At 65.0% G+C, this 26,996-nt stretch carries 26 protein-coding genes; 13 read left to right on the forward strand and 13 right to left on the reverse strand.

Features of this window, described 5'->3' with window-relative positions:
* Positions 1-8: 8 nt before the first annotated feature.
* Complete coding sequence (locus KUV49_RS12420; RefSeq protein ID WP_222450220.1) at positions 9-344, reverse strand: DUF6477 family protein; 336 nt, start codon at positions 342-344, stop codon at positions 9-11.
* A gap of 252 nt (positions 345-596) precedes the next feature.
* Between KUV49_RS12420 and KUV49_RS12425 the strand changes: the two genes are divergently transcribed.
* The gene (locus tag KUV49_RS12425) at positions 597-1,718 is read left to right on the forward strand and encodes a helix-turn-helix domain-containing protein (protein ID WP_261391190.1); all 1,122 of its coding nucleotides are present in this window, start codon (positions 597-599) and stop codon (positions 1,716-1,718) included.
* Positions 1,719-1,730: 12 nt separating this feature from the next.
* Here KUV49_RS12425 and KUV49_RS12430 read toward each other — a convergent pair whose 3' ends face one another.
* Positions 1,731-2,456 carry a VIT1/CCC1 transporter family protein gene (locus KUV49_RS12430; protein ID WP_222450221.1) on the reverse strand — a complete coding sequence of 242 codons (726 nt, stop codon included), beginning with the start codon at positions 2,454-2,456 and terminating at the stop codon, positions 1,731-1,733.
* Positions 2,457-2,689: 233 nt separating this feature from the next.
* Here KUV49_RS12430 and lipA point away from each other — a divergent pair, with 233 nt between their 5' ends.
* Entirely contained in the window at positions 2,690-3,637 is a 948-nt protein-coding gene (gene lipA, locus KUV49_RS12435) for a lipoyl synthase (protein WP_222450222.1), read from the forward strand.
* A gap of 194 nt (positions 3,638-3,831) precedes the next feature.
* Here the strand turns inward: lipA and KUV49_RS12440 are convergent, their stop codons facing one another.
* Positions 3,832-4,401: a YcbK family protein gene (locus tag KUV49_RS12440; protein WP_222450223.1), complete on the reverse strand. Its 570-nt coding sequence runs from the start codon at positions 4,399-4,401 to the stop codon at positions 3,832-3,834.
* A 337-nt stretch (positions 4,402-4,738) separates the two neighbouring features.
* On the opposite strand from KUV49_RS12440, the gene KUV49_RS12445 reads away from it, so the two are divergent.
* The 4 genes from KUV49_RS12445 to KUV49_RS12460 are packed head-to-tail and all read left to right on the forward strand — an operon-like array spanning position 4,739 to position 8,987.
* Positions 4,739-6,370 (forward strand): murein L,D-transpeptidase, encoded by a 1,632-nt coding sequence (locus KUV49_RS12445; RefSeq protein WP_222450224.1) that lies wholly within the window; start codon positions 4,739-4,741, stop codon positions 6,368-6,370.
* A gap of 27 nt (positions 6,371-6,397) precedes the next feature.
* Positions 6,398-7,489 carry a UDP-3-O-(3-hydroxymyristoyl)glucosamine N-acyltransferase gene (lpxD, locus tag KUV49_RS12450; protein WP_222450225.1) on the forward strand — a complete coding sequence of 364 codons (1,092 nt, stop codon included), beginning with the start codon at positions 6,398-6,400 and terminating at the stop codon, positions 7,487-7,489.
* Between the two features lie 29 nt (positions 7,490-7,518).
* Positions 7,519-7,779 carry an acyl carrier protein gene (locus KUV49_RS12455; protein ID WP_103761245.1) on the forward strand — a complete coding sequence of 87 codons (261 nt, stop codon included), beginning with the start codon at positions 7,519-7,521 and terminating at the stop codon, positions 7,777-7,779.
* The gene (locus tag KUV49_RS12460; RefSeq protein WP_222450226.1) at positions 7,776-8,987 is read left to right on the forward strand and encodes a beta-ketoacyl-[acyl-carrier-protein] synthase family protein; all 1,212 of its coding nucleotides are present in this window, start codon (positions 7,776-7,778) and stop codon (positions 8,985-8,987) included. Before KUV49_RS12455 ends, KUV49_RS12460 begins: the two co-directional genes overlap by 4 nt.
* 299 nt (positions 8,988-9,286) lie before the next feature.
* Here KUV49_RS12460 and KUV49_RS12465 read toward each other — a convergent pair whose 3' ends face one another.
* Complete coding sequence (locus tag KUV49_RS12465) at positions 9,287-10,033, reverse strand: invasion associated locus B family protein (RefSeq protein ID WP_222450227.1); 747 nt, start codon at positions 10,031-10,033, stop codon at positions 9,287-9,289.
* Between the two features lie 508 nt (positions 10,034-10,541).
* Between KUV49_RS12465 and KUV49_RS12470 the strand changes: the two genes are divergently transcribed.
* Positions 10,542-12,083: a helicase HerA-like domain-containing protein gene (locus tag KUV49_RS12470; RefSeq protein ID WP_222450228.1), complete on the forward strand. Its 1,542-nt coding sequence runs from the start codon at positions 10,542-10,544 to the stop codon at positions 12,081-12,083.
* Positions 12,084-12,246: 163 nt separating this feature from the next.
* Here KUV49_RS12470 and KUV49_RS12475 read toward each other — a convergent pair whose 3' ends face one another.
* Complete coding sequence (locus KUV49_RS12475) at positions 12,247-13,218, reverse strand: phosphotransferase (RefSeq protein ID WP_222450229.1); 972 nt, start codon at positions 13,216-13,218, stop codon at positions 12,247-12,249.
* Positions 13,219-13,319: 101 nt separating this feature from the next.
* On the opposite strand from KUV49_RS12475, the gene KUV49_RS12480 reads away from it, so the two are divergent.
* Genes KUV49_RS12480 through dxs form a run of 3 tightly spaced genes read left to right on the forward strand, consistent with a single transcriptional unit; the run spans position 13,320 to position 16,396 of the window.
* Positions 13,320-13,562 carry an exodeoxyribonuclease VII small subunit gene (locus tag KUV49_RS12480; RefSeq protein WP_152492450.1) on the forward strand — a complete coding sequence of 81 codons (243 nt, stop codon included), beginning with the start codon at positions 13,320-13,322 and terminating at the stop codon, positions 13,560-13,562.
* Positions 13,562-14,425, forward strand: coding sequence for a polyprenyl synthetase family protein (locus KUV49_RS12485; RefSeq protein WP_222450230.1), 864 nt, complete (start codon positions 13,562-13,564; stop codon positions 14,423-14,425). Before KUV49_RS12480 ends, KUV49_RS12485 begins: the two co-directional genes overlap by 1 nt.
* 45 nt (positions 14,426-14,470) lie before the next feature.
* Positions 14,471-16,396 (forward strand): 1-deoxy-D-xylulose-5-phosphate synthase, encoded by a 1,926-nt coding sequence (gene dxs, locus KUV49_RS12490; protein ID WP_222450231.1) that lies wholly within the window; start codon positions 14,471-14,473, stop codon positions 16,394-16,396.
* 51 nt (positions 16,397-16,447) lie between these two features.
* Here dxs and KUV49_RS12495 read toward each other — a convergent pair whose 3' ends face one another.
* The 3 genes from KUV49_RS12495 to KUV49_RS12505 all read right to left on the reverse strand — a co-directional run bounded on the left by KUV49_RS12495 (position 16,448) and on the right by KUV49_RS12505 (position 18,327).
* On the reverse strand, positions 16,448-16,669 hold the full coding sequence (locus tag KUV49_RS12495) for a hypothetical protein (RefSeq protein ID WP_222450232.1): 222 nt from the start codon (positions 16,667-16,669) through the stop codon (positions 16,448-16,450).
* A 21-nt stretch (positions 16,670-16,690) separates the two neighbouring features.
* On the reverse strand, positions 16,691-16,858 hold the full coding sequence (locus KUV49_RS12500) for a hypothetical protein (protein ID WP_222450233.1): 168 nt from the start codon (positions 16,856-16,858) through the stop codon (positions 16,691-16,693).
* Between the two features lie 461 nt (positions 16,859-17,319).
* Positions 17,320-18,327: a GlxA family transcriptional regulator gene (locus KUV49_RS12505; RefSeq protein ID WP_222450234.1), complete on the reverse strand. Its 1,008-nt coding sequence runs from the start codon at positions 18,325-18,327 to the stop codon at positions 17,320-17,322.
* Positions 18,328-18,495: 168 nt separating this feature from the next.
* Between KUV49_RS12505 and KUV49_RS12510 the strand changes: the two genes are divergently transcribed.
* Positions 18,496-19,866 (forward strand): class II 3-deoxy-7-phosphoheptulonate synthase, encoded by a 1,371-nt coding sequence (locus tag KUV49_RS12510; RefSeq protein WP_222450235.1) that lies wholly within the window; start codon positions 18,496-18,498, stop codon positions 19,864-19,866.
* 143 nt (positions 19,867-20,009) lie between these two features.
* On the opposite strand, the gene KUV49_RS12515 is transcribed toward KUV49_RS12510, so the two are convergent.
* Together KUV49_RS12515 and KUV49_RS12520 are read right to left on the reverse strand one after the other, a co-directional pair.
* Positions 20,010-20,126: a lipoprotein gene (locus KUV49_RS12515; RefSeq protein WP_057789274.1), complete on the reverse strand. Its 117-nt coding sequence runs from the start codon at positions 20,124-20,126 to the stop codon at positions 20,010-20,012.
* A gap of 28 nt (positions 20,127-20,154) precedes the next feature.
* Positions 20,155-21,987 carry an extracellular solute-binding protein gene (locus KUV49_RS12520; protein ID WP_222450236.1) on the reverse strand — a complete coding sequence of 611 codons (1,833 nt, stop codon included), beginning with the start codon at positions 21,985-21,987 and terminating at the stop codon, positions 20,155-20,157.
* 323 nt (positions 21,988-22,310) lie between these two features.
* Here KUV49_RS12520 and KUV49_RS12525 point away from each other — a divergent pair, with 323 nt between their 5' ends.
* Together KUV49_RS12525 and KUV49_RS12530 are read left to right on the forward strand one after the other, a co-directional pair.
* Positions 22,311-23,084 carry a 3-hydroxybutyrate dehydrogenase gene (locus KUV49_RS12525; protein ID WP_222450237.1) on the forward strand — a complete coding sequence of 258 codons (774 nt, stop codon included), beginning with the start codon at positions 22,311-22,313 and terminating at the stop codon, positions 23,082-23,084.
* Between the two features lie 69 nt (positions 23,085-23,153).
* Positions 23,154-24,173 carry a patatin-like phospholipase family protein gene (locus tag KUV49_RS12530; protein ID WP_222450238.1) on the forward strand — a complete coding sequence of 340 codons (1,020 nt, stop codon included), beginning with the start codon at positions 23,154-23,156 and terminating at the stop codon, positions 24,171-24,173.
* A gap of 148 nt (positions 24,174-24,321) precedes the next feature.
* Here KUV49_RS12530 and KUV49_RS12535 read toward each other — a convergent pair whose 3' ends face one another.
* From KUV49_RS12535 to KUV49_RS12545, 3 genes are read right to left on the reverse strand one after another with little or no spacing between them, the layout of a single operon-like run.
* A complete protein-coding gene (locus KUV49_RS12535) occupies positions 24,322-25,065 on the reverse strand; it encodes a DUF502 domain-containing protein (RefSeq protein ID WP_222450239.1) in 744 nt (247 codons plus the stop codon).
* A 51-nt stretch (positions 25,066-25,116) separates the two neighbouring features.
* Positions 25,117-26,064 (reverse strand): pseudouridine-5'-phosphate glycosidase, encoded by a 948-nt coding sequence (locus KUV49_RS12540; protein WP_222450240.1) that lies wholly within the window; start codon positions 26,062-26,064, stop codon positions 25,117-25,119.
* Positions 26,061-26,954, reverse strand: a complete 894-nt coding sequence (locus KUV49_RS12545; protein WP_222450241.1) for a PfkB family carbohydrate kinase — start codon at positions 26,952-26,954, stop codon at positions 26,061-26,063. Before KUV49_RS12545 ends, KUV49_RS12540 begins: the two co-directional genes overlap by 4 nt.
* Positions 26,955-26,996 lie beyond the last annotated feature (42 nt).

Here is a 26,996-nt window from a genome sequence, read left to right on the forward strand (position 1 = left end):
GACACCGATCAAGACACCGGCGCGGGTGCCATGCCCTGCGCCGGTGTCGCGCCTTCGGGCGCCATCGCCGCCCGGATCAGCCGGGCCTCTCCCATGATTGCGATCAAAAGGTCCAGATGCCGCGCCACGGCGTATTCGGCGCTGCGCCGCCGCCGCGCGTCGTCGAGCGCGGCCTCGATCTCGATCAACAATTCCAGCGCCGCGCCGCTGTCGGGCAGCGGTTCGATGTCCAGAAGGCGCTCCAGGTGAATGTCACGGCGATACTGCGCGGCGCCGATCCTGGCCGCCTTGATCATCAGGCGCGGGCGGGTCAGCGTATCGAGAAGGGCAAGCGCGTGGGTCATGGTGTCGGTCTCCTGTTCTGCGGAGCCCTCTGAGTGACACGACTCGCCGGTGCGTTGCGTGAATCGCCGTTCCACCGCACGCCGCCGTGGCTAATTGTTTACACTTGAGAAACCATTGTTGCCGGACGGAGTGAAAATTAACGAACTGGTAACCAAGTCGCCCTTAGGTTGCATGTCGCTTGTGGAGAACTCTGTGGGCACTTTGGGGACAACTGATCCTGTCACAAGAGATCAGGCCAAGGAGGGAAACGGATGAGCATGGCTGGAGTGCCCGGGTCGACGCCCGGCAAAGATCTGTCTTGGGTGCCGATGGCGGCCATAACCTATCTGGCCCATACGGAGGGTGGCACGTCGATCCGGGCGCTGGCCCGGAAACTCGGCTGTCACGCCTCGACCGTTTCACGACAAGTGCGTGCGTTCGAAGCCTTGCGCGACGATCACCTCGTCGACGAGGCCCTGCGCCGCCTCGGCCCACAGGTCATGTCGCAGCCCGGTGCCGGTTCATGCCTCAAGGAGACCCGCATGACCATGCCGCCGACCCCCGCCGAGACCGCGACAACCCTCACCGAATCCCGATTGAACCGCGAGGCGCTGCGCGTTCTGCGCCGGCTTTGCGAGAAAGGCGCGGTCCTGGCCGTGGCCAGCGAAATGGACAAGGCCGTCGTGGTCCGCGAAACCGAAGCGGGTCAGAATCGCACCGCGGTCGTCGACCGCGACATCGCCGAGGCGATGGCCCTGAAATGCTGGATCAGCTGCGACACGCCCGGCCGCGTGTCGCGCTATGCCATCACGTCGGCGGGACGATCCGCGCTTGGACAGCTGATGGCGCGCGCGGAGAACAACGCCCAGGGCTTTGCCGAGTCGCAGGCCGCCTTTTTGGGGCAGGATGCGCCGCTCTCGGAGGATGACGAAACCTTGGCCGAGGGCCGGCGCCGCCTCCGCCACGGCATCGGGGAGTCTCCCCTGATCCTGCTCGCGCGCCGCCGCGACCGCGACGGCAGCCGCTTTCTCGCGCCCGACCTGGTGCGGGCCGGCGAACGCCTGCGCGAAGATTTCGAGATGGGCCACCTGGGCGACACGCCACGGACGGACTGGACCGACATTCTGACCGGAAGGACACAGCCCGCGCCCGTCGTTCCGCCCGCCGCCAGCGCCCAGGCCGCGCAGGCGCGGGTGCTTGGCGCCCTGCGCGATCTGGGGCCGGGGCTTGCCGATGTGGCCCTGCGCTGCTGCTGTTTTCTTGAAGGGTTGGAAACCACCGAGAAAAAGCTCGGCTGGTCGGCGCGGTCGGGGAAGATCGTCCTGCGCATCGCGCTGCAACGGCTCAAGCGACACTACGCCGAGCTGGGCGACAGCGCGGGCCTGATGGGGTAGGGGCCGCGCGCCTCAGCCGCCCACCAGCCAGCCGACGCCGAAGGCCGCCAGCGCACAGATCGTTCCCACCAGCAGCGTCTCGCCCACGCAGCGCCCCATATGTTCGCCGGTCGCGTTCCAGCGCAGCACTCCAAGCGCCATCAGCGCCGCCGCGGTTGCCGCAACCGACAGGACAAAGGTCGTCTGCGTGGCGTCCAGCACGAAATAGGGAAACAGGGGAATCGCCCCGAACAGCAGGAACGCGCCGAAGGTGAACAGCCCGCTCAGAACGGGGCTGGCCTCGTCGGGGTCCTGCATCCCGAATTCGTAGGTCATCATCAGGTCGGCCATGATCTCGGGATGGCGCGACATGATCGTCGCCGCCGTGTCGGCCTCGCCCGCGGGCAGGCCGCGCTGGCGCAGGATCTCGAACAGCTCCATCCGCTCGTGCTCCGGGTCGGCGGCGATCTCGCGCAGCTCGCTGGTGCGCCGCGCCCGGTAAAGGTCATGCTGCGACCGAAGCGACAGGAATTCGCCCAGCCCCATGCTGATCGCATCGGCAAAGAGGTTGGCCAGACCGAAGACCAGGACCGCCACGCCGCCGATCTGCGCCACGCCCTCGGCCTGCGCGCCGGCGAATCCCGCCACGATGGCGAAGGTGGTCACGATCCCGTCATTGCCGCCATAGACGATCTGCTTCAGGAATTCCTGCGTCTGGCTCAGCCGGTGCGCCTCACGCCTGTGTCTCTGCCAATCCATCCTGCCCCCGCGTTCCGCCTCCGCCGGCAGCATAGACCGGCCCGGACCCCGCGCAAACGCTCGACGTCCGCGGTGGCGCCGCCGCGAAGACCGGCCACGCCGGGAGGGCAGGAGGTGGGCCACTCGTTAAGCGCGCACCCGCCATATGCATGACGGGTTTGCATCACTGGAACTTCCCACCACGGTGCCTTATAAATAGGATGTCTTACCAAAGGATTTGCGGGGAAAAATTCGTGCGCGATCTCAAGATCCCGGACCAGCGCCATCCTGAAAAGGCGCACCGGCCCGACAATGCCCAACCGAAAAAGCCCGACTGGATTCGCGTCAAGGCGCCGGTCGGCAAGGGCTATCTGGAAACCCACCGGATCATGCGCGAGTACAAGCTGGTCACGGTCTGCGAGGAAGCGGGCTGTCCCAATGCCGGCGAATGCTGGAATCAGGGCCACGCCACGATGATGATCATGGGCGAGGTCTGCACCCGCGCCTGTTCGTTCTGCAACATCGCCACCGGCAAGCCGCCCGCAGAGCTCGACCCGTTCGAGCCGGGGCGCGTCGCCGACGCCGTGCAGAAGCTGGGACTCAACCACGTGGTCATCACGTCCGTCGACCGCGACGACGTCAAGGATGGCGGCGCGGAGCATTTCGCGCAGACGATTCGCGCCATTCGCCACCGTTCTCCCGGCACCACGATCGAGATCCTGACGCCCGATTTCCTGCATTGCGACCCCGCCGTGCTCGAGGTCGTGGTGGCGGCGAAACCGGATGTGTTCAACCACAACCTCGAAACCGTGCCGGGGCTCTACCCCGAGGTCCGGGCCGGGGCGCGGTACTTTCACTCGCTGCGCCTGCTGCAACGGGTCAAGGACCTCGATCCCGGCATTTTCACCAAGTCCGGCATCATGGTGGGCCTGGGCGAAGAACGCCAGGCGGTGCACCAGGTGATGGACGACATGCGCGCCGCCGATGTCGACTTCCTGACCATCGGCCAGTACCTGCAACCCACGCCCAAGCACCACGCGGTCGACCGTTTCGTGCATCCCGACGAGTTCGCGGCTTACGAAAAGGCCGCCTATGGCAAGGGCTTCCTGATGGTCTCGGCCACGCCGCTCACGCGGTCGTCCTATCACGCCGGTGACGATTTCGCCCGCCTGCGCGACGCGCGGATGGCCAGGCTGGGGTAGGGGCGCCGCAGCCTGGCGAGTACGGCAAGAGATCCCGGATCACGTCCGGGATGACCTCCGCGTGAGAGTCGTGCCGGACAAAACCAGCGCCAGCCCATCCCGGACCTGATCCGGGATCTCCCTTCAGAAAACAAAAACACCGACCTCGCGGGGCCGGTGCTGAACAGACATATTTGCGTTTCGTCGCGCGGGTCTTACCGACCCCAGCTGCGAACCGGGCCGCAATCCATGTGCACGAAGTTGGAGCCCGAGTAGCGGCCCACGCCGCCGCCGCGACAGGCCGAGGCCGCGCGGAACATCTGGCTCACCGAGCGCGAGTTCAGCCGCAGGTCCGCCGCCTGGCCGCGCAGGTGACGCGAGTTCTTCGCCACGCCGCTGGAGCGCGAGCGCAGCATCGCGTTCGTCTTCGGGCTGCGGTAGCCTGAGAGCAGCAGATAGGGCTCGTTCACATCCATCAGGTTGTGTGCCGCTGCCATGATGTCCATCGTGCGCATGTCGATATTGTGCACGTCATTGGTGCGCCAGTCGCGCATGAAGAGGTTGATCTCGCGGACCGCGTCCTTGATGTACTCCCCTTCGATCCAGTAGATCGTGTCGATCTTTTCACCTGTTCGCGGGGATGCCATCGTCAGCCGGCGAATATCGCCTGCGCCCCGAAGGAACCCTGCTGCCTTGGAAAACGTTGGTGCTGCGACCACTGTCGTAGCTGCAAATGCACCCAGTAACGCACGCCGCGTTACGCTCGTCGAGCTTTGATCAGTCATGTGTATAGCGCCTGTCCCGTCGCTTGCCTGTTGCCGCGTTTGTCAGCGGCTCTTTCCATCTCATCCCCAGATGTAGGAGTGTTATTGCATATCAGGATTCGGTTACCAAGGGGTGAAAGTCCGCCGGTTCCATAGCGCAAGCGATTTCGGCAAGAATTTGCGCAAATTTCGCTCAGATGTGGCGGCGAAGCACGGTCGCGGCTGCGGCGATGCTGCAACATGCGGCGGATTTTACCTTTAAAACCAATTGTGATTGGACAGTTCCGCCCTCAATAGGAACTAATGATCGCGTGCGCTTGTTTTGCACGCAGGGGAATACGGTAACTTGGAGAACGGCATGAGCAGCGCGTTGCGTACCTTGGGGCACACCAGCATTTTCACCACCATCGTCAGTGCGCTCGCGGCGGTCGTCGTCTGGCTGTCCGCCTCCACGCCGGCCCACGCGCAGGTCACCGCCTACAAACAGGCCGTGGCCGAAGCCGCCGCGGACGACCGCGATCTGGCGGCCTTTTACCGCAGCACCGACTTTCGCGGCATCTGGACCGACCAGGAGGCCGACAAGGCGCGGCGGCAGGCGCTGATACTGGGGTTGCAATCGGTGTCGGCCCACGGTCTGCCGCAGTCGCGCTACGACATCGACGCCCTGATCGACACGCTGCGCGCCGCGCGCACGCCCCGCGATATCGGCTTTGCCGAGGTCGCGCTCAGCAAGGCGTTCCTGAACCTTGCCGACGACATGCGCACCGGCGTGCTGGATCCGCGCCGCGTGGTCCCCGCGATCAAGCGTGAGCTGCGCGACTACGATCGCACCCGCACCCTGACCGCCTTCGCCGCCAGCCGCGAACCGCGCCAGTTCATCCGTCAGCTTGCCCCCTCAACCAACGAGTACAAGCGCCTGATGAAGGAAAAGATGCGCCTCGAGGGCCTGGTCGTCAGCGGCGGCTGGGGTCCGACCGTTCCGGCCACCAAGCTGGAACCGGGCGCCACCGGGCCTGCCGTCGTTGCCCTGCGCAACCGGCTGATGGCCAAGGGCTATCTCGGGCGGACCGCGACACAAAGCTATGATTCCACGATCCAGAAGGCCGTGCGCGAGTTTCAGCGCGACCACGGGCTGGAAACCGACGGCGTCGCGGGCGAAAGCACCCTGCGCGAAATCAACGCCACCGCCGAGGATCGGCTGAAATCCATCATCGTGGCGATGGAACGCGAGCGCTGGCTGAACCTGCCGCAGGGCAGGGGCAAGCGCCACATCCTGGTGAACCTGACCGACTTCTCGGCCCGGATCATGGATGACGACATCGAGACCTTCCGCACCCGGGCCGTGATCGGCGCCAAGGCCGCCGACCGTCAAAGCCCCGAATTCTCGGACGAGATGGAGCACATGGTCATCAACCCGACCTGGCACGTGCCGCGCTCCATCGCGGTCAAGGAATACCTGCCGCAGATGAAGCGCAACCGCAACGCCGCCGGCCACCTGCGCCTGGTCGACAGCCGCGGCCGCACGGTCAGCCGCTCCAGCATCAATTTCGGCGCCTACAACGCCCGCAACTTCCCCTTCGCGATCAAGCAGCCGCCCTCCAGCCGCAATGCGCTTGGCCTGGTGAAGTTCATGTTCCCGAACAAGTACAACATCTATCTGCACGACACGCCGCAGAAGCACCTTTTCGACCATGAAACCCGCGCCTACAGCCACGGCTGCATCCGCCTGCAACAGCCGTTCGATTTCGCCTATGCCCTTCTGGCGCGGCAGGAGGCCGACCCCAAGGGCGCGTTCCACCGCATCCTGAACACGGGCCGCGAAACCAAGGTGAACCTCGAGGTCAAGGTGCCGGTGCACATCATCTACCGCACCGCCGTGACCGAGGCCAAGGGCCACACCAACTACCGCGCGGACGTCTATGGCCGTGACGCCCGGATCTGGGACGCGCTGGAGCGGGCAGGGGTTTCGCTGCCCGGCGTTCGGGGGTAAACCGGCCCCGAACGCAGGGGGTCCGTCATGTCCTACACGATTGAGCAGATCGCAGATGCGCTCGGGGCCACGGCCCTGGGCGATGTTTCCGTCACCGTCTCCGGCGTGTCCGAACCAGCCGACGCCACGGCCCGGGACCTTGCCCTGGCAATGAAGCCCGAATACGCCCAGACCCTGTCGCAGGGCGCGGCGCGCGCCGCGCTGGTCTGGGACGGGGCCGACTGGCAGGCGCTGGGGCTGGAGGCCGCCATCGTCGCACCGCGTCCGCGTTACGTGATGTCGGGCCTGTCCACCCTGTTCGACCCCGGCCAGGGCTGGGACGAAGGCATTCACCCCTCCGCCGTGATCCACGACACCGCCAACCTGGGCGACAACGTCTCCGTCGGTCCGCTCGCCGTGATCTGCGCCGGCGCCCGCATCGGCGCGGGCAGCGTCATCGGGCCGCAAAGCTTTGTCGGAACGGGTGCGGTTCTGGGGGAAAAGGCCTTCCTGCGCGAAGGCGCCCGCATCGGCGCCCGCGTGGTCATCGGCGACCGCTTCATCGCGCAGCCCAACGCGGTGGTGGGCTCCGACGGGTTTTCCTATGTCACGCCGGACGTCTCGGGCGTCGAACGCGCGCGTCAGTCCCTCGGCGACCAGGGGGAAATCGCGGCGCAATCCTATGTCCGTATCCACAGCCTTGGTTCGGTGCGCATCGGCGACGATGTCGAGGTCGGCGCCCATGCCTCGCTCGACCGGGGCACCATCCGGGACACGGTGATCGGCGACCGCACCAAGATCGACAATCTCGTCCAGGTCGGCCACAACTGCGTCATCGGCACCGATTGCCTGCTCTGCGGACAGGTCGGGCTGGCCGGGTCGGTCAAGGTCGGCAACAGCGTGGTCCTGGCGGGGCAGGTGGGCGTCGGCGACAATATCTTCATTGGCGACAACGTCATCGCGGGCGGCGGCACCAAGATCCTCGCCAACGTTCCCGCGGGCCGCGTGATGCTGGGTTACCCGGCGATGAAGATGGACACCCAGATGGAGGTCTACAAATACCTGCGCCGCATCAAGCGGCTGTTTGCCGATGTCGCTGACCTCAAGAAAGCTGTTTCAAAACCGGATCAGAGTGACTAAAGCGGTTCGCGAAAAGAACGGGGTGCAGCATGGATACCAAGGACAAGGTCATCGAAATCATTGCCGAGCAGGCGGTGCTGGAGCCGTCTGACGTCACGATGGACAGCACGCTGGAGGAATTGGGCATCGACAGCCTCGGTCTCGTCGAAAGCATTTTCGCCATCGAGGAAGCCTTCGACATCTCCGTGCCCTTCAACGCCAACGCGCCCCAGGAAAGCGATTTCGACATCTCGTCGGTCGCCTCCATCGTTGCGGGCATCGAGAAGCTGGTGGCGGAACAGAAAGCGTGAAGCGGGTCGTCATAACAGGCGCGGGCACGATCAACGCGCTGGGGACGAACGTGCCCGAAACGCTGGAGGCCATGCGCGAAGGCCGCTCGGGCATTTCCGAGCTCGACATCCGCGATGTCGACCGACTGGCGATCAAGATCGGTGGTCAGGTCAAGAATTACGAACCCGAGGAACGCTTCAACCGCCAGCAACTGGCGCTTTACGACCGTTTCACCCAATTCACCCTGATCGCCGCCCGCGAGGCCATTGCGCAATCGGGCCTGAAATTCGACGGCGAACTGGCCGCGCGGGCCGGCGTGGTGCTGGGCAACTCGGGCGGCGGAATGACCACGCTCGACGAAAACTACCGCTCGGTCTACGAGGAGGGCAAGAACCGCGTTCATCCCTTCGTGGTGCCCAAGCTGATGAACAACGCCGCGGCCAGCCACGTGTCGATGGAATTCAACCTCAAGGGCCCGTCCTTTACCGTTTCGACCGCCTGTGCCTCGTCGAACCACGCCATGGCGCAAGCGTTCCAGATGGTCCATGGCGGCCTGACGCCGGTGATGATCGCGGGCGGGTCGGAATCCATGTTGTGCTTCGGCGGGGTAAAGGCCTGGGAAGGGCTGCGCGTGATGTCCAAGGACGGCTGCCGCCCGTTTTCCGCCAACCGCAACGGCATGGTCCAGGGCGAGGGCGCAGGCATCTTCGTCTTCGAGGAGCTGGAACACGCCAAGGCGCGCGGTGCGGATATCCACGCCGAGGTGGCGGGATTCGCCATGTCCTCGGACGCCGCCGACATCGTCATGCCCTCCAAGAACGGCGCGTCGCGCGCCATCGCGGGCGCCTTGCAAGACGCGCGGATCAATGCGTCGGAGGTGGGCTATATCAACGCCCACGGCACCGGCACCGCCGCCAATGACAAGACCGAAAGCGCCGCCGTCGCGGATGTCTTCGGCGCCCATGCCGACCGGCTGATGATCTCGTCGACGAAATCGATGCACGGCCACCTGATCGGCGGCACCGGCGCGGTCGAGCTTCTGGCCTGCATCATGGCCCTGCGCGACGGGGTCATTGCGCCCACCATCAACTATGACGAGCCCGACCCCGAATGCGCCCTCGACGTGGTCCCGAACGAGGCGCGCGAGGCGTCGGTCGAAGTGGCGCTCTCCAACGCCTTCGCCTTCGGCGGCCTGAACGCGGTGCTGGCGCTCAAGCGGTTCGCCTGACCGCCAGCCAAAGAAACCGCCCCTTGGATTGAAGCCGCGCGATCGTCAGACCGCGGTCTGGCGCCCGACGGGTCTTCTGGTAACTTTATCGCAGCCGTATCCGAAAAACTCTAAATCAATGCGCCAACGGCACCCAACCGCCAGACCGGGGGGCGGTCTGGCGCTCGCGCGGCGGCCTGCGGCCTCGGATCCGCGCGGCACAACATCGGTGACACCGCGACATGGCCGGTCACAAAGCCGGAAACGAAAAACGCCGCCCCGGGGGGCGGCGCTTTCCAGAATCGGAAGAGTGACGTGTCTCAGTTCTCCAGAACCGACACCTCGTTATACGCGGCGGTAAAGCCCGACAGCGACGCCTCGATCTCAACCACCTGGTCGGGCGCCTGTGCCGGGATCAGCGTCAGGCGTGCGGCGGCACCGGCCTGGAACGCGTCGATATCGGCCTGGGTAAAGCCGATCCGGGCGAAACATCCGCCCATCGAGCAGAACGAGTAGTTGTAGTTCTTGGCCTTGCCGCCATCGACCGAGATCTTCAGGCCCTGCGGCAGCAGCGTGCCCAGCGGCACCGCGATCGTCGCGCCGGCCACGGCCTGGCCTTCGCTCGGCAGCTTGAACAGGCTGAACTCGGCAACCGGGTTGCCGCCTTCCTCGCGCAGCAGCTGGTACATCTGGCAAGGGTCCTCACCGGCCTCGCTGCGGAAGCACTGAAGCTGCCAGTCGCCATATGTCTCCTTGATATAGGACGGCGGCTCGTTCGCCTCGCGGCCCAGGTCGAGGCCGCTGGCCGGGTCGGTACCCGCCTCACCGGCGGTGTCCCCGTCCGCATCGGCGGCGCCGTCCTCTGCGCCGTCCGTTTCGGCAGCCTCGGTCTCGGTGGATTCCGTTTCGGTCGTCTCACTCTCGGTGGCTTCCGTCTCGGAGCCTTCCGTCTCGGTGGCCTGCGTTTCGGTGTCGGCACCGTCCGTCTGTTCGGTTTCCTGTGCGGTCAAAGCCGTTCCCAGTCCCAGAAGGGCGATCAAGGGCAGGCTGTGCAGAATCTTGGTCATGTGGACCCCATTTTCTTGTATGAAATCAAGCTGTGTGCGCTCTAACATGGGTGCGCCGGCGTGTCAGGATAAAACCGTAACGCCGACGGCGGCGCAAGGCGGATTTTCGCCGTGATTGTGGGCGGGATCCTCCATCGTATCGCCTTGAAACAACGGCAAAACCCCTGTCCGCAAAAAGGAAAAGAGACCCGTAAGGTCTCTTTCCCAATTCTCCCTGCCGGACTGGCCGACTTATCTATTGAACAGACGCTAGGGCAGTTCTGTCGACCCGTCAACAGGCAATGATTAAAAAAACTTATCAAGCCATAACAACGATCTAGCACGCTTAGGTTGCAACGCCTCACCGCCGCGAAAAAAAAGGCCGCACCCGAAGGCGCGGCCAGTCTGACAGGGAGGAAGTCGCCCCGGGCCAAGAGGACATGAGGCCCGGAGCGAGATAAACACTGGCAGACAATCCTTAATTTTGTATGGTCACATCGTGAAAAAACTTGGACGAGGGGGCAGGGGCTTGGAAAACAAGGTATTCCTGGGCGGTGGCGGCGTGGACTACGCCCAGAAACAGGGGCTTTCCCTGAAATACGCCAACCGCCACGGCCTGATCGCCGGGGCGACCGGCACCGGCAAGACCGTCACCTTGCAGATCCTGGCAGAAGGCTTTTCCGCGGCCGGTGTCCCGGTCTTCCTGTCGGACGTGAAGGGCGACCTCTCGGGCCTCGCCGCCGCCGGTTCGGCCGATTTCAAGCTGCACGAAGCGTTCACCAGCCGCGCCGAGACCATCGGTTTTGACGACTACACCTATGACAGCTTCCCGGTCACCTTCTGGGATCTTTTCGGTGAACAGGGCCACCCCGTCCGCGCCACCGTGGCCGAGATGGGGCCGCTGCTGCTTTCACGCCTGATGCAACTGACCGAGGCGCAGGAAGGCGTGATGAACATCGCCTTCCGCGTGGCCGACCAACAGGGCCTGCCGCTTCTCGACCTCAAGGACCTTCAGGCGCTTCTGGTCTGGGTGGGCGAGAACTCCGGCGAGCTTTCCCTGCGCTACGGCAACGTCTCGCGCCAGTCCGTGGGCGCGATCCAGCGCTCGCTTCTGGTGCTGGAAAACCAGGGAGGGGCGCAGTTCTTCGCCGAACCGGCGCTGGAGCTTTCGGACCTCATGACCACCGCTCCCGACGGGCGCGGCCAGGTCAACATCCTTGCCGCCGACAAGCTGATGGGCGCGCCGCGCCTCTACGCCACCTTCCTGCTGTGGCTGCTTTCCGAGCTCTTCGAGACGCTGCCCGAGGTGGGCGACCCCGACAAGCCAAAGCTGGTCTTCTTCTTCGACGAGGCGCACCTGCTGTTCGAGGACGCCCCCAAGGCGCTGATCGACAAGGTCGAACAGGTTGCCCGCCTGATCCGCTCCAAGGGCGTGGGCGTCTATTTCATCACCCAGAATCCCGATGACGTGCCCGAGGATATCCTCGGCCAGCTCGGCAACCGGGTGCAGCACGCCCTGCGCGCCTTCACCGCCCGCGACCGCAAGGCGCTGGAACGCGCGGCCGAGACCTATCGTCCCAACGACCGCTTCGACACCGCCGACGCGATCCGCGACGTGGGCACCGGCGAGGCGGTGACCTCGATGCTGCAGGACAAGGGCGTGCCCGGCATCGTCGAGCGCACGCTCATCCGCCCGCCATCCTCGCGGCTTGGCCCCATCGACGACGCGGCCCGCGCCGGTGTCATCGCCGCCTCGCCTGTCGCGGGCAAATACGAACAGGCCATGGACCGCAAATCCGCCTACGAAATCCTCGCCGAACGCGCCGCGTCGGCTGCGCAAGAGGCTGAAAAGGCCGAGGCCGCCGCCGAAGACCAATCCGCCGCCGAGCGCGAATTCAACGCCGGCCGCCGCTATTCCGGCAGCCGCGTCGACCGCTCCTCGTCGCGCGGACGCAAGAAAAGCGACGGCATCGGCGACGCGGTCTTGGGCGCCGTGGTCAAGGAACTGAAAGGCACCACCGGCCGCCGCATCGTGCGCGGCATCCTCGGCGGGCTCTTCAAGGGCCGATGACGTAGGGTGGGTGAAAACCCACGCGCGATGCCATGCTTGCTCGCAACCATTGGCCGCGGCCCGGCACGCCGCCGGACCTGAAAACTCCACCGACGCGATACTACTGAAATACCGACGCGATACCGACCCGCCATTTTCGCCGATCCGAGCGGCCCCGATCCCGCTACCTTCCGACGCGTTCGAGGTCTTCCAAAAGCGCCTCCGACATCTTCCGCGCCCGCCGCACCCGGCTTGGCGACAAGCCCCGCGTTTCCACCCGCAAGAGCGCCTCGACCGCAATGAAGAAGGGCAGGGTCAATTCCCGTTCCTCCGCCGACAGGCGAAAGGCATCGGCAAAGGCGATGAACCCCTGCTTGTCGACGCCAAGATACATCTCGCCCGAGGGGATCACCGCCCGGCGTCCCATATGCATCAGGAACCGCGCCATGTCCTTGTAGATGGGCGCCGGGCGCGACCCGCCGCAATCAATCCCCGTGACAAGATTATCGTTCACTATCAAGTTGTTGGGGTGGAAATCTCCATGCGACACGGCAAAGCGCCACTGGCTGTCCTGCAGCTGCGGGACCAGACGCTGGATCTCTGACAGGATCGGCTTCTCGACCCGTTTCAGGCGGTTGAACGCCTGGGCTTTCGCCGCCCGTTCCGCCCGCTTGGCCCAGCCGGCGGGCTGGGCGTTGGCTTGCGTTTCAGAGCATTCGGTGTAGGCCCGCAGCCACCGCGCCGCCGGTTTCAGGTAGCGCGCGCGCTGGTCCTCGGCGGCGCCATAGATCCATTTCAACAGCGGCGTGCCGGGTACGTCTGCCACCGCCAGCACACCGCAGTCCGGCGCGCAGGCGAGCGGGGCACAGACCTGCAACTCCCCCTCGCGCATCTGCGGCCAGATCCGGCAGAGTTCCTCCCAGTCCCGCGCACAATCCGACACCCCATCCAGGTAGACGCGAAAGACCGCCGGCACGTCGTCCAGCAGCCCACGTGCGACAATCCGCTTTTCCGCAACGTGCCGGATCAACGCCGTCGCCCTAGCCTTTGAAAAGTCTTCGTTTTCCGCGCATGCCGCCGCAAACTGCCGACTGATGAAATCGCGCATCTCAAGGTCTGGCATCATGTCGGCGGACGGTGTGGAGGACATCTTCATGCCGTCATAATTTCCCATGCCCCGAAGACCGTCAACCGAATTGAAGCCCACCGCCCGCGGCGCTATGGTGCCTGCAAAATTACCGTGCAAGGGACCACGCAATGGATGACGACGCGATCAACACCCTGTCTTTCGAAGAGGCCATGAAAGCGCTCGAGGATGTCGTCACGCGGCTCGAACGTGGCGACGTCCCGCTGGACGAGTCCATCGCGCTTTACGAGCAGGGGGCGAAGCTGAAAAAACGCTGCGAAACCAAGCTGAAGGAAGCCGAAGAGAAAGTGGCGGCGATCACGCTTGACGGCGACGGCACGCCCAAGGGCACCACGCCGGTCGAGGGGCTCTGATGCTGCAGGCCGCTCTGGCCGAGGACGCGGCGGCCATCCAGACCTGCCTCGACGCCCAGATCACCGAGGATCTGCCGCTGCACGCCGCGATGCGCCACGCGCTGTTCGGCGGCAAGGCGCTGCGCGGATTTCTGGTGATGGAAACGGCCCGTTTGCACGACGTTAACCCTTCTCGGGCAGTCTTTCCGGCGTCGGGGATCGAGGCGATGCACGCCTACAGTCTCGTGCATGACGACCTGCCCTGCATGGATGACGACGATCTGCGCCGGGGCCAGCCCACCGTGCACGTCAAATGGGACGAGGGCACCGCCGTCCTGGTGGGCGACGCGTTGCAGTCGCTGGCCTTCGAGATGGCCGCGCATCCTGACGGCGCCGCCACGCCCGAGGCACGTGCGGACCTTGCGCTGACGCTGGCGCGCGCGGCCGGAAAGGACGGCATGGTTCGGGGCCAGGCCCTTGATATCGCGGCGGAAACCACGGCTGACCCACTGACGCTCGACCAGATCGTCGCGTTGCAGGATGGCAAGACGGGCGCACTCTTTGGATGGGCGGCCAGTGCCGGGGCCGTCATGGCCGGCGCCGACACCGCGCCGCTTGTGGCTTATGCGCAGGCGCTCGGCCTCGCGTTCCAGATCCAGGATGACGTCATCGACCGGACCGGCGATGCCGCCGCCGCGGGCAAGGCCGTGGGCAAGGACGCGGCCGCCGGCAAGGCGACGTTCGTGTCGCTTCTGGGCCTCGACGAGGCGAAACACCGTGCCGCGGCCCTTGTTGACACAGCCTGTGACAGCTTATCTGAGTACGGAGCACGGGCCGACCGCTTGCGCGATCTGGCCCGCTTCGTTATCTCGCGGCAAAGCTAGCCGCCCGGCCAAGGCCGGCAGCCACATTCGAAGGAGCGGCGACGCGTGACACGCCCCCAGACCCCCTTGCTGGACACCGTTTCCAGCCCCGCCGATCTCAAGCGCTTTTCCGATGCCGAGCTGCGCCAGCTGGCCGACGAGTTGCGTTCCGAGACCATCGCGGCGGTCTCCGAAACCGGCGGGCACCTTGGCGCGGGCCTTGGCGTGATCGAACTGACGGTGGCGCTGCACCACATCTTCGACGCGCCGCGCGACAAGATCATCTGGGATGTCAGCCACCAGTGCTATCCGCACAAGATCCTGACCGGCCGCCGCGACCGTATCCGCACCATCCGGCAGGAGGGGGGCCTCAGCGGCTTCACCAAGCGCTCTGAAAGCCCCTATGACCCGTTCGGCGCCGCGCACAGTTCGACCTCGATCTCGGCCGCGCTCGGGTTTGCCGCGGCGCGCGACCTTGGCGGCGCCAGCGATACCGGCCACGGGGACGCCATCGCGGTGATTGGCGACGGCGCGATGTCGGCGGGCATGGCCTTCGAGGCGATGAACCACGCAGGCCACCTGAAAAAGCGCCTGATCGTGATCCTGAACGACAACGAGATGTCCATCGCGCCACCCGTGGGGGCACTGTCATCCTACCTGTCGCGCCTCTACGCGGGCGAGCCGTTCCAGGAATTCAAGGCCGCCGCCAAGGGCGCGGTTTCGCTCTTGCCCGAGCCGTTCCAGATGGGCGCGAAGCGGGCCAAGGAAGTGCTCAAAGGCATGGCCGTGGGCGGTACACTGTTCGAGCAGCTGGGCTTCAGCTATGTCGGTCCCATCGACGGGCATGACATGGACCAGCTTCTGCCGGTACTGCGCACGGTCAAGGCGCGCGCCAGCGGGCCGATCCTGATCCACATGATCACCAAGAAGGGCAAGGGCTATGCCCCGGCCGAGAGCCGCCGCGACGGCGGGCACGCCACCGCGAAGTTCGATGTCACGACCGGCGAGCAGAAGAAATCGCCCTCGAACGCGCCCAGCTACACCAAGGTCTTTGCCGAGGCGCTTCTGAAACATGCCGCCGAGGATGACCGCATCTGCGGCGTGACCGCCGCCATGCCGGACGGTACCGGGCTGGATCTGCTGGAAAAGCGCTATCCGTCGCGCTGCTTCGATGTGGGCATCGCGGAACAACACGCCGTCACCTTTTCAGCCGGGCTTGCCGCGGGCGGAATGCGGCCGTTCTGCGCGATCTATTCCACTTTCCTGCAACGTGGGTTCGACCAGGTGGTGCACGATGTCGCCATTCAGCGCCTGCCGGTCCGCTTTGCCATCGACCGCGCGGGGCTGGTGGGGGCCGACGGCGCCACCCATGCCGGCAGTTTCGACGTGGCCTACCTGTCGAACCTGCCGGGCTTCACCGTGATGGCCGCCGCGGACGAGGCCGAACTGGTGCACATGGTCGCCACCGCCGCGGCCCATGACAGCGGGCCGATCGCCTTTCGCTACCCGCGGGGCGAGGGCGAGGGGGTCACCATGCCCGAACGCGGCGAGGTGCTGGAGATTGGCAAGGGTCGCATGATCCGCGAAGGGTCCCGCGTTGCGATACTGTCTTTCGGCACGCGCCTCGGCGAAGTGATGAAGGCCTGCGAGGGACTGGGCGCGCGCGGCATCACGCCGACCGTGGCCGATGCGCGGTTCTCGAAGCCGCTGGACACCGACCTGATCGACCAACTGGCCGCAGATCATGAAGCGCTGATCACCATCGAGGAAGGCGCCATCGGTGGCTTTGGCAGCCATGTCGCACAGCACCTGGCCGAGCAGGGCGTGTTCGACGAAGGCTTCAGGTTTCGTTCGATGGTCTTGCCCGACATCTTCATCGACCAGGCAAGCCCGGCCGACATGTACGCGGTGGCGGGCCTGAACGCCGCGCAAATCGAAGCGAAAGTGCTGGACGTGCTTGGCGTCGGGAATATCGCGGGAAAGCGCGCGTGAGAACCTGGCGCGCGGATTTTACCAAGTAAACAAGTCACCTGAAGGAAGAACTTAATCCTCCTGGGTGGATTTCACCGATATGCCTTGTTCCAGTGCCCTCGCCAGGTTGTTGACGCCGCTTTGCGCGTAAGTGATCGCGCCAAGGCACATCCAAGTGATCGCGGCGGCGATCACCATCCATTCGACAGTCACGACGCCGTCTTCTTCGGCGCAGAAGGTTTTGAAATCGGAAAACATGGCAGCGACTTTCCTTCGACATTTCATTTCCGGCATCTGGCCGGTTAAAACTCAAACCTAGTGGTCGACCCCTTCGACGGTCTTGCTTCCGACGGATGTCTTGACCGAGTCGGCCAGCCCGAAGGTTCCATCGGCGGCGGTGGCGATCGTCAGGCATCCAAGACAGATCACGCTGAACGCCAATACGATCCAGTCAACGCTCACGACGCCGGTATCATCGGTCATGAAGTGTCGTAGATAGCTTGGCATATGTGGCCGGCCTTCCTCGTCTCGTGGTCTTGAGACACGGCAGCAGCGCCGCACCTCGGTTAACGAAATCTAAAATCGGCGCCAAATGGGGCGGAAATGAGGCAAATGGGGCGAAAGCACGGTTCTGGCGCTTCGGAACGCCGAATTCGCGCCGTTTTTCGCCGATCACCGTTGTCAATAGAGGCCGAGGTGCGAAATTGTTGAACGTGGTGAAACAGCGAGGTCAATTTAGGCGGCCGAATGCCCTTTGTTCGCCACATATTCGAATCGAAGTTAACTCACCCCAACACCACCCTGCCAAGTCAGCGCGGCCGTCTGTCGGATGGCCACTTTGCGCATTGATTTCTTACGTTCGCATGCTGTTGATGCCGTGAGTTTCAGGGTCGACACCGATCAGGTTTCCCTTCTTGAGGAAAATGATCGGCCCGCGGGACGGCTCACACCGAAAGCCGTGCCGCCTGACTGCCGCGCTCGCGATAAGGCGTGGTGTTGTAATGCGAGCGGTAGCATTTCGAGAAATGCGAGGGCGAGGCGAAGCCGCAGGCCAGCGCCACGTTGATCACCGTCATGTCGGTCTGCATCAGCAGGTTCCGGGCCTTTTGCAGCCGCAGTTCCATGTAATACCGCTTGGGGGAACGGTTCAGATAGCGCCGGAACAGCCGCTCTAGCTGCCGCGTGGACATGGCAACCTGCTTGGCCAGGATCGCGGGGCTGATCGGCTCTTCGATATTGCTTTCCATCATCTGGATGACCTGGCTCAACTTGGGATGCCGGACCCCGATGCGCGTGGGGACGGAGAGCCGCTGCGTGTCCTGGTCGGTCCGGATCGAGGAATAGATCATCTGGTCGGCGACGGCGTTGGCCAACTGCTCGCCGTGGTCGTCGGCGATGAGTTTCAGCATCAGGTCGATGGACGAGGTACCGCCCGCCGTGGACATGCGGTTGCCGTCAACGACAAAAACCGACTTGGTCAGTTCGACCTCGTCGAACTCCTCGACAAAGCTGTCGTGGTTTTCCCAGTGAATCGTCGCGCGCTTGCCATCCAGCAGACCGGCCTTGGCCATGACGTAGGAGGCGGTGCAAAGCCCGCCGATCCGCGGCCCCCGACGTGCCTCGCGGCGCAGCCAGTTCAGCAACTTCTTTGTCGCCGCTTTCTGGATATCGGACCCGCCACAGAGCAGCACGACGTCCTCGCGGCGCAATTCGTCCAGATCGATGTCCACCTTGAACCGCGAGCCGGCAGAGCACGACACGGTGCCGTCTTCATCGGCCTCGCCGGACATCACCCATTCATACAGGGTTTCACCGGCCATGCGGTTCGCAATACGCAGACAATCCAGCGCCGAGGCAAAGCTCAGCAGCGTGAAATTCTCCAGCAATACGAAAACGAAACGCTTCGGACCAGACGTGGCGACGCCGCTCGTTTTTTTCGCTTCCGCGCGCATGTTCGCTACTCCCTGCGCAGTGGCGTATCGGTCAGGTCTTCCACGAAAACCCTGAGGTTGGCAAGAGAGCCGCAGTCAATTTCCGACATATTCCGTCGAACCTGTATGGTGTCCGGGGGCCGGCTTTAGTATAGACGGGTCTCGAAATTCGATGAGCGGAGAGAAAAGATGAGCAATTGGCAGAAGTCTGACTGGCGCAGCAAGCCGCGGATCCAGATGCCCGACTATACCGATGCAGAGGCCCTGCACGCGGTCGAGTCGAAGCTTTCCAAGTACCCGCCGCTGGTTTTTGCAGGAGAGGCCAGGCGTTTGAAGAAACAGCTTGGCGCGGCATCGCGGGGCGAGGCCTTCCTTCTGCAGGGCGGTGATTGTGCCGAGGCGTTCGACCAGTTCTCGGCGGACGCCATCCGCGACACGTTCAAGGTGATGCTGCAAATGGCGATGGTACTGACCTACGGTGCCAAGGTGCCGGTGATCAAGGTCGGGCGCATGGCCGGCCAGTTCGCCAAGCCCCGGTCTGCCCCGACCGAGGTGGTCGACGGTGTCGAATTGCCCAGCTATCGCGGCGACATCATCAACGAGCTGGCCTTCACCCCCGAGGCCCGGATCCCCGATCCGGCGAAGATGCTTCAGGCCTATACGCAGGCGGCGGCCACGCTGAACCTGATACGGGCCTTTTCGACCGGCGGGTATGCGGATGTGAACCAGGTGCACGCATGGACGCTGGGCTTTACCGACGGCGAAAAGGCGGAGCGCTATCGCGAGATGGCGTCGCGGATTTCCGACACGCTGGATTTCATGCGCGCCGCGGGCGTCGACAGCACCAGCGCGCACACGCTGCACACGGTGGAGTTCTACACCTCGCATGAAAGCCTGCTGCTGGAATACGAGGAGGCTTTGGCACGTGTCGACTCGACCTCGGGCAACTGGCTGGCGGGGTCGGGGCACATGCTGTGGATCGGCGACCGCACGCGCCAGCCGGACGGGGCGCATGTGGAGTTCCTGAGCGGTGTTCTGAACCCGATCGGTCTGAAATGCGGTCCGTCCATGGAAGAGGACGACCTGAAAAAGCTGCTGGCCAAGCTGAACCCCGAGAACGAGGCCGGACGGCTGACGCTGATCGCGCGGTTCGGTGCGGGCAAGGCGGGGGAGCATCTGCCGCGCCTGATCAAGACCGTGCGCGAAGAGGGCGCCAACGTGACCTGGGTCTGCGACCCGATGCATGGCAACACGATCAAGTCGGCCTCGGGCTACAAGACGCGGCCCTTCGAGAGCGTGCTGCGCGAGGTGCAGGAATTCTTCGGCGTACACCGGGCCGAGGGAACCATCCCCGGCGGCGTGCATTTCGAGATGACCGGACAGGACGTGACTGAATGCACCGGCGGCGTGCGGGCCGTCACCGAAGAGGACCTGTCGGACCGTTACCACACGGCCTGTGACCCGAGGCTCAATGCCTCGCAGGCGCTGGAACTGGCCTTCCTCGTGGCGCAGCAACTGTCGGATCTGCGCGAAAGCCGGGCCGAGCAGAAGGTCGGCTGAACCGCCTCGAGACGGAAACTGAAAAGGCCGGCGCAGACGCGTCGGCCTTTTTGGTTGGAGCATCGGGGAAACGGCCGCAAGAAGCCGTTCGCCTTCGTTACCGAAGACGTTGGAAGGGTCCCTCTGTCGCCGTCAGCGCGGCGTCAGAACCAGCTTTGCACGCCGCGCGATGCGCCGGAGATGTCCCGGCCGACACCCTCGATCGTGGCACAGCCCGACAGGGCCGCGGCGATCAGCGCGAAAACAGCGATTTTCCTCATGATACCTGCTCGATTGTTACTGTCGTTTTTATTTTTCACTTGCCTCTGACCACCAGACCTCGGGGAGGAACCAGATCCCGTCCCCGTAGACCGGCAGTCGGTCAGCAGGATATTTCAAGTGGCTGAGATGCGCAATCCGGCCGACGGCATACTCGTGGATCGGAATGACATAGCGACCTGAAATCAACACACGGTCCAGCGCCCGCACCGCGGCGGTGAAGTCTTCGCGGCTGGTGGCGTTGAGCATCGTGTCGATCATCGCCTCGGCGGCGGGGGATTTCATGCCCATGACGTTCCGGCTGCCGGGAATGTCGGCATACTCGGCGCCCCAGTAGTAGATCTGCTCGTTCCCGGGGCTGAGCGAGAAGGCGCGGCGAAAGAAGGTGAGGTCGAAATCGAAATTCTGCTCGCGCTCGTTATACTGGGCGGGGTCGGTCGTCTCGATCGCCAGGTCGATGCCCAGCCGTTCCAGCGCCTGGGCGTAGATCTCCATGTAGGTGGCGGCCTGCTGCAACAGGCCATCCTGCCGCAAGAGCACGGTCAGGTTCAGCGGGGCGCCCTCGGCATTGCGCAACTCGCCATCCACGACGGTCCAGCCGGCCTCGTTCAGCAGGTTCATCGCCTTGCGGATATTGCCACGGTTGCGCTTGGTGCCGTCGCCCTGGGGCACGGTGTAGCCTTCGAGTGCGCCGGGCAGAAGCGTGTCGGCGTAAGGCTCCAGAAGCTGCCGCACGCGGCCCGTCGCCGGGCCGTCCCGCATACCCAGTTCCGAGCCCGAGAAATACGAGGCGATGCGCGGCTGGCGCCCGCCGGTGAGCGTGTCGTTGATATACTCGAAATTGAAGGCCAGGATCAGCGCCTCGCGCACGCGCCAGTCATCGAGCGGCGCGCGGCGGGTGTTGAACACGAAGCCGGTCATGCCCGAGGGCGTGCCCTGCGGAATTTCCGACAGGGTGACGGCGCCGGACTGAACGGCGGGGAAGTTGTACTGCGACGCCCATTTCTCGGCATTCAGTTCGCGGACGTAGGAAATGGCCTGGGCCTTGAACGCCTCTTTCAGCACCGCATCGTCGCCGTAGAACTCGATACGGATTTCGTCGAAATTGTTGGTGCCGCGCCGGAAGGCCAGGTCCTTGCCCCAGTACTCGGGATTGCGCCGCAGGGTCACGTGACGCCCGACCTCGTAATTCTTGACCACGTAGGGCGACGAGCCGATGGGCACGTCGGCCAGCGCGGCCTCGGAGAAGTCCTTGCCCTCCCATTGGGCCTTTTTCAGGATCGGGCGAAGGCCGGCGATGAGGGCCAGTTCGCGGTCCTCGGTGTTGAAGGTCAGCCGGACGCTGCGCGGGCCGGTCGCTTCGATCTTTTCGACCTTCTGCCAGAAGCCGCGATAGCGCCCGTGGCCTTCAGTGCCGATGGTCTCGTACGACCAGATCACGTCGTCGACCGTGACGGGGGAGCCGTCGGAGAACGCGGCCTCTTCGCGCAGGGTGAATTCGACCCAGTCGCGGTCGGGGCCGGTCTCGACCGATTCGGCCAGAAGACCGTAGAGCGAGAAGGGTTCGTCATAGGATCGCCCCATGAGCGACTCGTGCGTGAGGTAGCGCAACTGCCAGGGCGGCTCGCCTTTCTGGACGAACGGATTGAGGCTGTCGAAGCTGCCGACGTTGCCGCTGACCAGTCGGCCGCCCTTGGGCGCGTCGGGGTTGGCGTAGGGCAGGGACACGAAATCTGGGGGCAGGGCGGGGTCGCCGTACATAGCTATGCCATGCGAAGGCTCGGCCACGCCCGGATTGGCCGCAAAACCAGCGGCAAGAATCGCGATTGCGCGCAGCGCGCGGTGGAAAAATTCTGGTCCCATTTGGGCAACAATCCTGCTCAGGCCTTATTTGTCTGACCAACGACGTTAAAGGCGGATTTACGTCTTTTCAAACTTTTAGCTTGGATCATCACGGCGAATTGCGTATAAAGGGGGCACTGCTCGATAGGTTTCTTGCCTGTATGAAACCTGCCTCAATAACTTAACGCCGGCCTTGCGCCGGCGTTTTTTTTACGCGAACGGCAGCTTTTACTCAATATCGCAAACATGCGCCCATAGGCGCCGAAACCCGTGTATGGCAGGTTTTCAACGACCCGCGAAACGCGCTAGGTCTGGCGCGAAAGTTAACAGGAAGGTGCTGCACCATGTCTCTCGCCGGAAAAACCGCCATCGTCACCGGATCGACCTCGGGAATTGGTCTTGGAATCGCCATCTCCCTGGCCGAGGCCGGGGCACGCGTCGTGCTGAACGGTCGGGCCGCGCGGGACGAGAATTACGAGATAGCGGAAAGAATTCGTAAAGATACCGGCGCGGAGGTCGAGTTCATCGCCGCGGACATGGGCGACCCGGAGGCCTGTCGGACGCTGATCGAAGAGGCCGGAGGCTGTGACATCCTGGTGAACAATGCAGGCGTGCAGCACGTGGCGGGCATCCCGGATTTCCCGGTCGAGAAATGGGACCAGATCATCGCCGTGAACCTGAGTTCAGCCTTTCACACCACCGCCGCCGCCCTGCCGGTGATGCGCGAACGGGGCTGGGGCCGGGTGATCAACATCGCCAGCGCTCACGGGCTGACCGCGAGCCCGTTCAAATCGGCCTACGTGGCGGCCAAGCACGGCATCGTCGGCCTGACCAAGGTGACGGCGCTGGAGACGGCGGAGGAGCCGATCACCTGCAACGCGATCTGCCCCGGTTACGTGATGACGCCGCTGGTGGAAAAGCAGATCCCGGACACGATGGAGAAATACGGCATGGGCCGCGAGGAGGTGATCCGCGAGGTGATCCTGGAGCGCCAGCCGTCCAAGCAGATGGCGACGGTGGAGCAGATGGGCGGCACGACGGTCTTTCTGTGCTCGCCGTCGGCCGAGCAGATCACCGGCACGACGATCAGCGTGGATGGCGGCTGGACGGCGCTGTGACGGACCGGGCCGAGGGGCCAGCCCCTCGGGCTCCCCGGGATATTTTAAGCCAGAGGAAGAGAGCGTGACGTGAGCGGCAAGCGGATCAATCTGGCCTTGCAGGGCGGGGGCGCGCACGGGGCTTTCACATGGGGTGTGCTCGACCGACTGCTGGAGGAGGAAGAGGTTGAAATCGCGGGGATTTCAGGCACCTCCGCCGGGGCTTTGAACGGTGCCGCGTTGAAGGCCGGCATGCTGGCCGGGGGCCGGGAGGGCGCGCGGGAGAACCTCGACTGGCTGTGGGCGCAGATGGGCGCGATGGAGGATCTGCGGCTGCCGGCGTGGATGTCCGGGCACCTGCCCGGCGTCGGCACGCTGAGCGACGTGCTGGAGTTGTCGCCGGTCTATACCCTGGCCGATGCGGCCAGCCGGGTGGTCTCGCCCTATGCCTATGGCCCGTTCTACGTGAACCCGCTGCGGCGGGTGGTGCGGCGGTTCGCCTATGACAAGGTCTGCCGCATCTGCGAGCCGCAGTTCTTTGTCGGTGCCACCAACGTGCATACCGGCAAGATCCGGGTGTTCGAGGGCGACGGCATCACCGATGAGAGCCTGCTTGCCTCGGCCTGTCTGCCGACGCTGTTCCAGGCGGTCGAGATCGACGGGGCACATTACTGGGACGGTGGCTATAGCGGGAATCCGGCGCTTTTCCCGTTGTTCCGCAAGGACTTGCCGGATGACATCGTCGTCGTGAACATCAACCCGCTGGTGCGGGACGAGGTGCCGAAATCGCCGCAGGAGATCCAGAACCGGATCAACGAGATCAGCTTCAACGCCGCGCTTTTGCGAGAGTTGCGGGCGATCCATTTCGTGCAGGAACTGATGGATGCGGGGACCATCGCGGAGGGTGCGATGAAGCGGGTTCGGGTGCACATGATTGCCGATGACGCGCTGATGCGGGACCTGTCGGTGGCCACGAAACTGGTGCCGACACCGCCGGTGCTGGACCGGCTGAAGCAGGCCGGGCGGGCGGCGGCGGAGAGGTTCCTGGAGACGGATTTCGGGGATGTCGGACGCCGTGACAGCGTGGATCTGAAGGCGATGTTCGGCTGAGTCGGATCGCGTCGGTTAACGGCGCCGGACAGGCCGAAACGGGACGTCGGTACCCGCGTCGGTATCCGAGCGGTATCGCGACGGTGCACCTGATCGCGTTTCGCCCGATAAATGCGCCGTCCGCTGCGTTCGGCAAGTCGCAGGAATTTCAGTGTTCGCTGTCGGATGGGACCGCCTTGCCGTTCTGGCCCGGATAGACGAGGCCCGCGGAGATCACCAGTTTGGCCGCGTCCTCGATCGTCATGTCGAGTTCGATCACGTCCGAGCGCGGAAAGAACAGCAGGAAGCCCGAGGTCGGGTTGGGCGTGGTGGGCACGAAGACGCTGAGCATGTCCTCGGATATCTGGGCCTTGTCGGCGACCTCGCCCTTGGCCTGGGTCGAGATGAAGCCGACGGCCCAGATGCCCTTGCGCGGGTACTGGATCAGGCAGGCCTTCTCGAAGCTGCGTTCGGACTGGGCAAAGACCGTTTCGGCGATCTGCTTGACGCCGGAATATATCGAGCGGACCACCGGCATCCGGTCGACCAGGCTTTCGCCGTAGCGCAGGAGGGAACGGCCGATGAGGCCCTTGGCGACCCAGCCGACGAAGAGCGTGAACAGCAGGAAGACGATCACGCCCACGCCGCGGATGTTGATGCGGACCCAGTCGGCCCCGTCGGGGCGGTCGTTGCCCAGGATGAAGCGGTTGATCAGGTATTCCGGCTGGTAGACATCCGGCACGAAGGGCAGCACGACCCCGTCGACCCAGCCCACCAACGTCCAGATCAGCCAGATGGTCAGCCCGATCGGCGCGATGACGACGATTCCGGTCAGGAAGCTGGCGCGGAGCCCCGCGAACCGGCCGGGTTTCTTGGGCGGTGTCAGGGGGTCTTCGTCGAAAGGGGTGTTCATAAGGGCCTTCGGGGGTTCTGTCAGGCGATATCTAGGCGCTTCAGGGGGGCGCTACAACGGATTTCGGCGCGGAGCGTGGCTTTGACGCGCATTCGCAAGGCAGATGGCGATTTTCGCGGCAAGCCGGGCATTGTTGAGGACCAGCGCGATATTGGCGTCGAGCGACCGGCCTTGGGTCAGGGTGTAGACACGGTCGAGCAGGAAGGGTGTGACGGCCTTGCCGGTGATGCCCTGTGCCGTCGCCTCGCGCGTGGCCTGTTCGATGATCGGAGAGATTTCGGCGGCGGGGATCTCGGCCGCGGCGGGGATCGGGTTGGCGACGAGATGTCCGCCCGGCAGGCCGAGCGCGGCACGGGTGACATGCGCGCGGGCGATGGCCTGCGCATCGTCCAGCCGCAGCGGGGCCGGCAGGTCCGAGGTGGCGGACCAGAAGGTGGGCAGGTTGTCCTGGCCGTAGGCGATGACGGGCACGCCAAGCGTTTCCAGAACTTCCAGTGTCTTGGGCAGGTCGAGGATGGCCTTGGCCCCGGCGCAGACCACGGTGACGGGGGTTTGCGCCAGTTCCTGCAGGTCGGCGGAGATGTCGAAGCTGAGTTCGGCGCCGCGATGCACGCCGCCGATGCCGCCCGTGGCAAAGGTGGCGATGCCGGCAGCATGAGCGGCGATCATGGTGGCGGCGACGGTGGTGGCGCCGGTGCCGCCGGTGGCCATGCAGACGGCGAGGTCGGCGCGGCTGAGCTTGGCGACGTTCTGCGCCCGGGCGAGGGCGTCGAGCTGACCGTCGTCGAGGCCGATATGCAACTGCCCTTCAAGCACGGCGATGGTGGCCGGGGTGGCGCCGGCGTCGCGCACCGTCTCCTCGACCTGGCGGGCGGTTTCCAGGTTTTGGGGAAAGGGCATGCCGTGGGTGATGATGGTGCTTTCGAGCGCCACGATGGGGCGCGCCTCGGCGCGGGCGGCGGCGACCTCGGGCGAGAATTGCAAGGGCAGGGTGGTCATGGGGCGATCTCGCTGGAAACGTGGGTGGCGGCGGCCTGAAGCGCGCGGTCGAGGGCGGTGGCGCGGCTTGCGCCGGTGCATTCGGCGGCGATGTGGGCGGCCATGAAGGTGTCGCCCGCGCCGGTGACACGGGTGACAAGGACAGGCGGGGGCTGGCCGGTCAGGACACCGTCCGGCCCGGCATCGGCAGCGGGGGCGGCGCCGTTGGTGACGATGGCCCGCGCCGCGCCGCGTGCGATCAGGGCCTCGGCGGCCTCGGGCGCGGTGGCGAAGGCGCGACCGCAGAGGATGCCGGCCTCTTCGAGGTTGACGTAGAGGATGCCGCGCCCGGTTTGCAGGAAGGGCAGCAGGCGCTCGGCCTTGCCCGGCGAGGCGGGGGCGATGCGCAGGTCGGCGGCGGAAAAGGCCGGGTCGTGGGCGATCTGCGTCAGCATGGTCGTGGTCAGGTTGCCATCGAGCGCGACGGGGCCGGAATGGGGATGGGCGGCGCTTCCCAATGTCCCGTCGTGCAGCGGAGCGAGAATCCGGTCTCCGGCGGCTTCGAGCGAATGGGCGTCGGCGATGGCCGCCACCAGCCCGCCCGCGCCTTCGATGGCCATGTACTGATCCGTCGGCAGTTCGGATGCGCGCCAGACATGGGACGTGTCGAGGCCGCGCGCGGCGCAGAGCGCCAGCAGTTCCTCGCCCGGGGCGTCGCGGCCCACGGCGCTGAGCAGGGCGGGGCGCAGGCCGAAATGTGCGAGGCTGAGCGCGATGTTGAGCGCGACGCCCCCGGGGCCGCGGGTGATGCGGCCGGGCACGTCGGCGCCGGGCCGCATGGCGCTGGGGGCACGACCGATGATGTCCCAGAGGACCGAGCCGATGCAGAGGATGTCGGGCAGGCGCGTCATGGGGACATTTGCACCGCCCGGGCAGGAGAGGGCAAGCGGTTT

The organism is Roseovarius atlanticus, from assembly GCF_019802205.1.
Taxonomy (GTDB): domain Bacteria; phylum Pseudomonadota; class Alphaproteobacteria; order Rhodobacterales; family Rhodobacteraceae; genus Roseovarius; species Roseovarius atlanticus_A.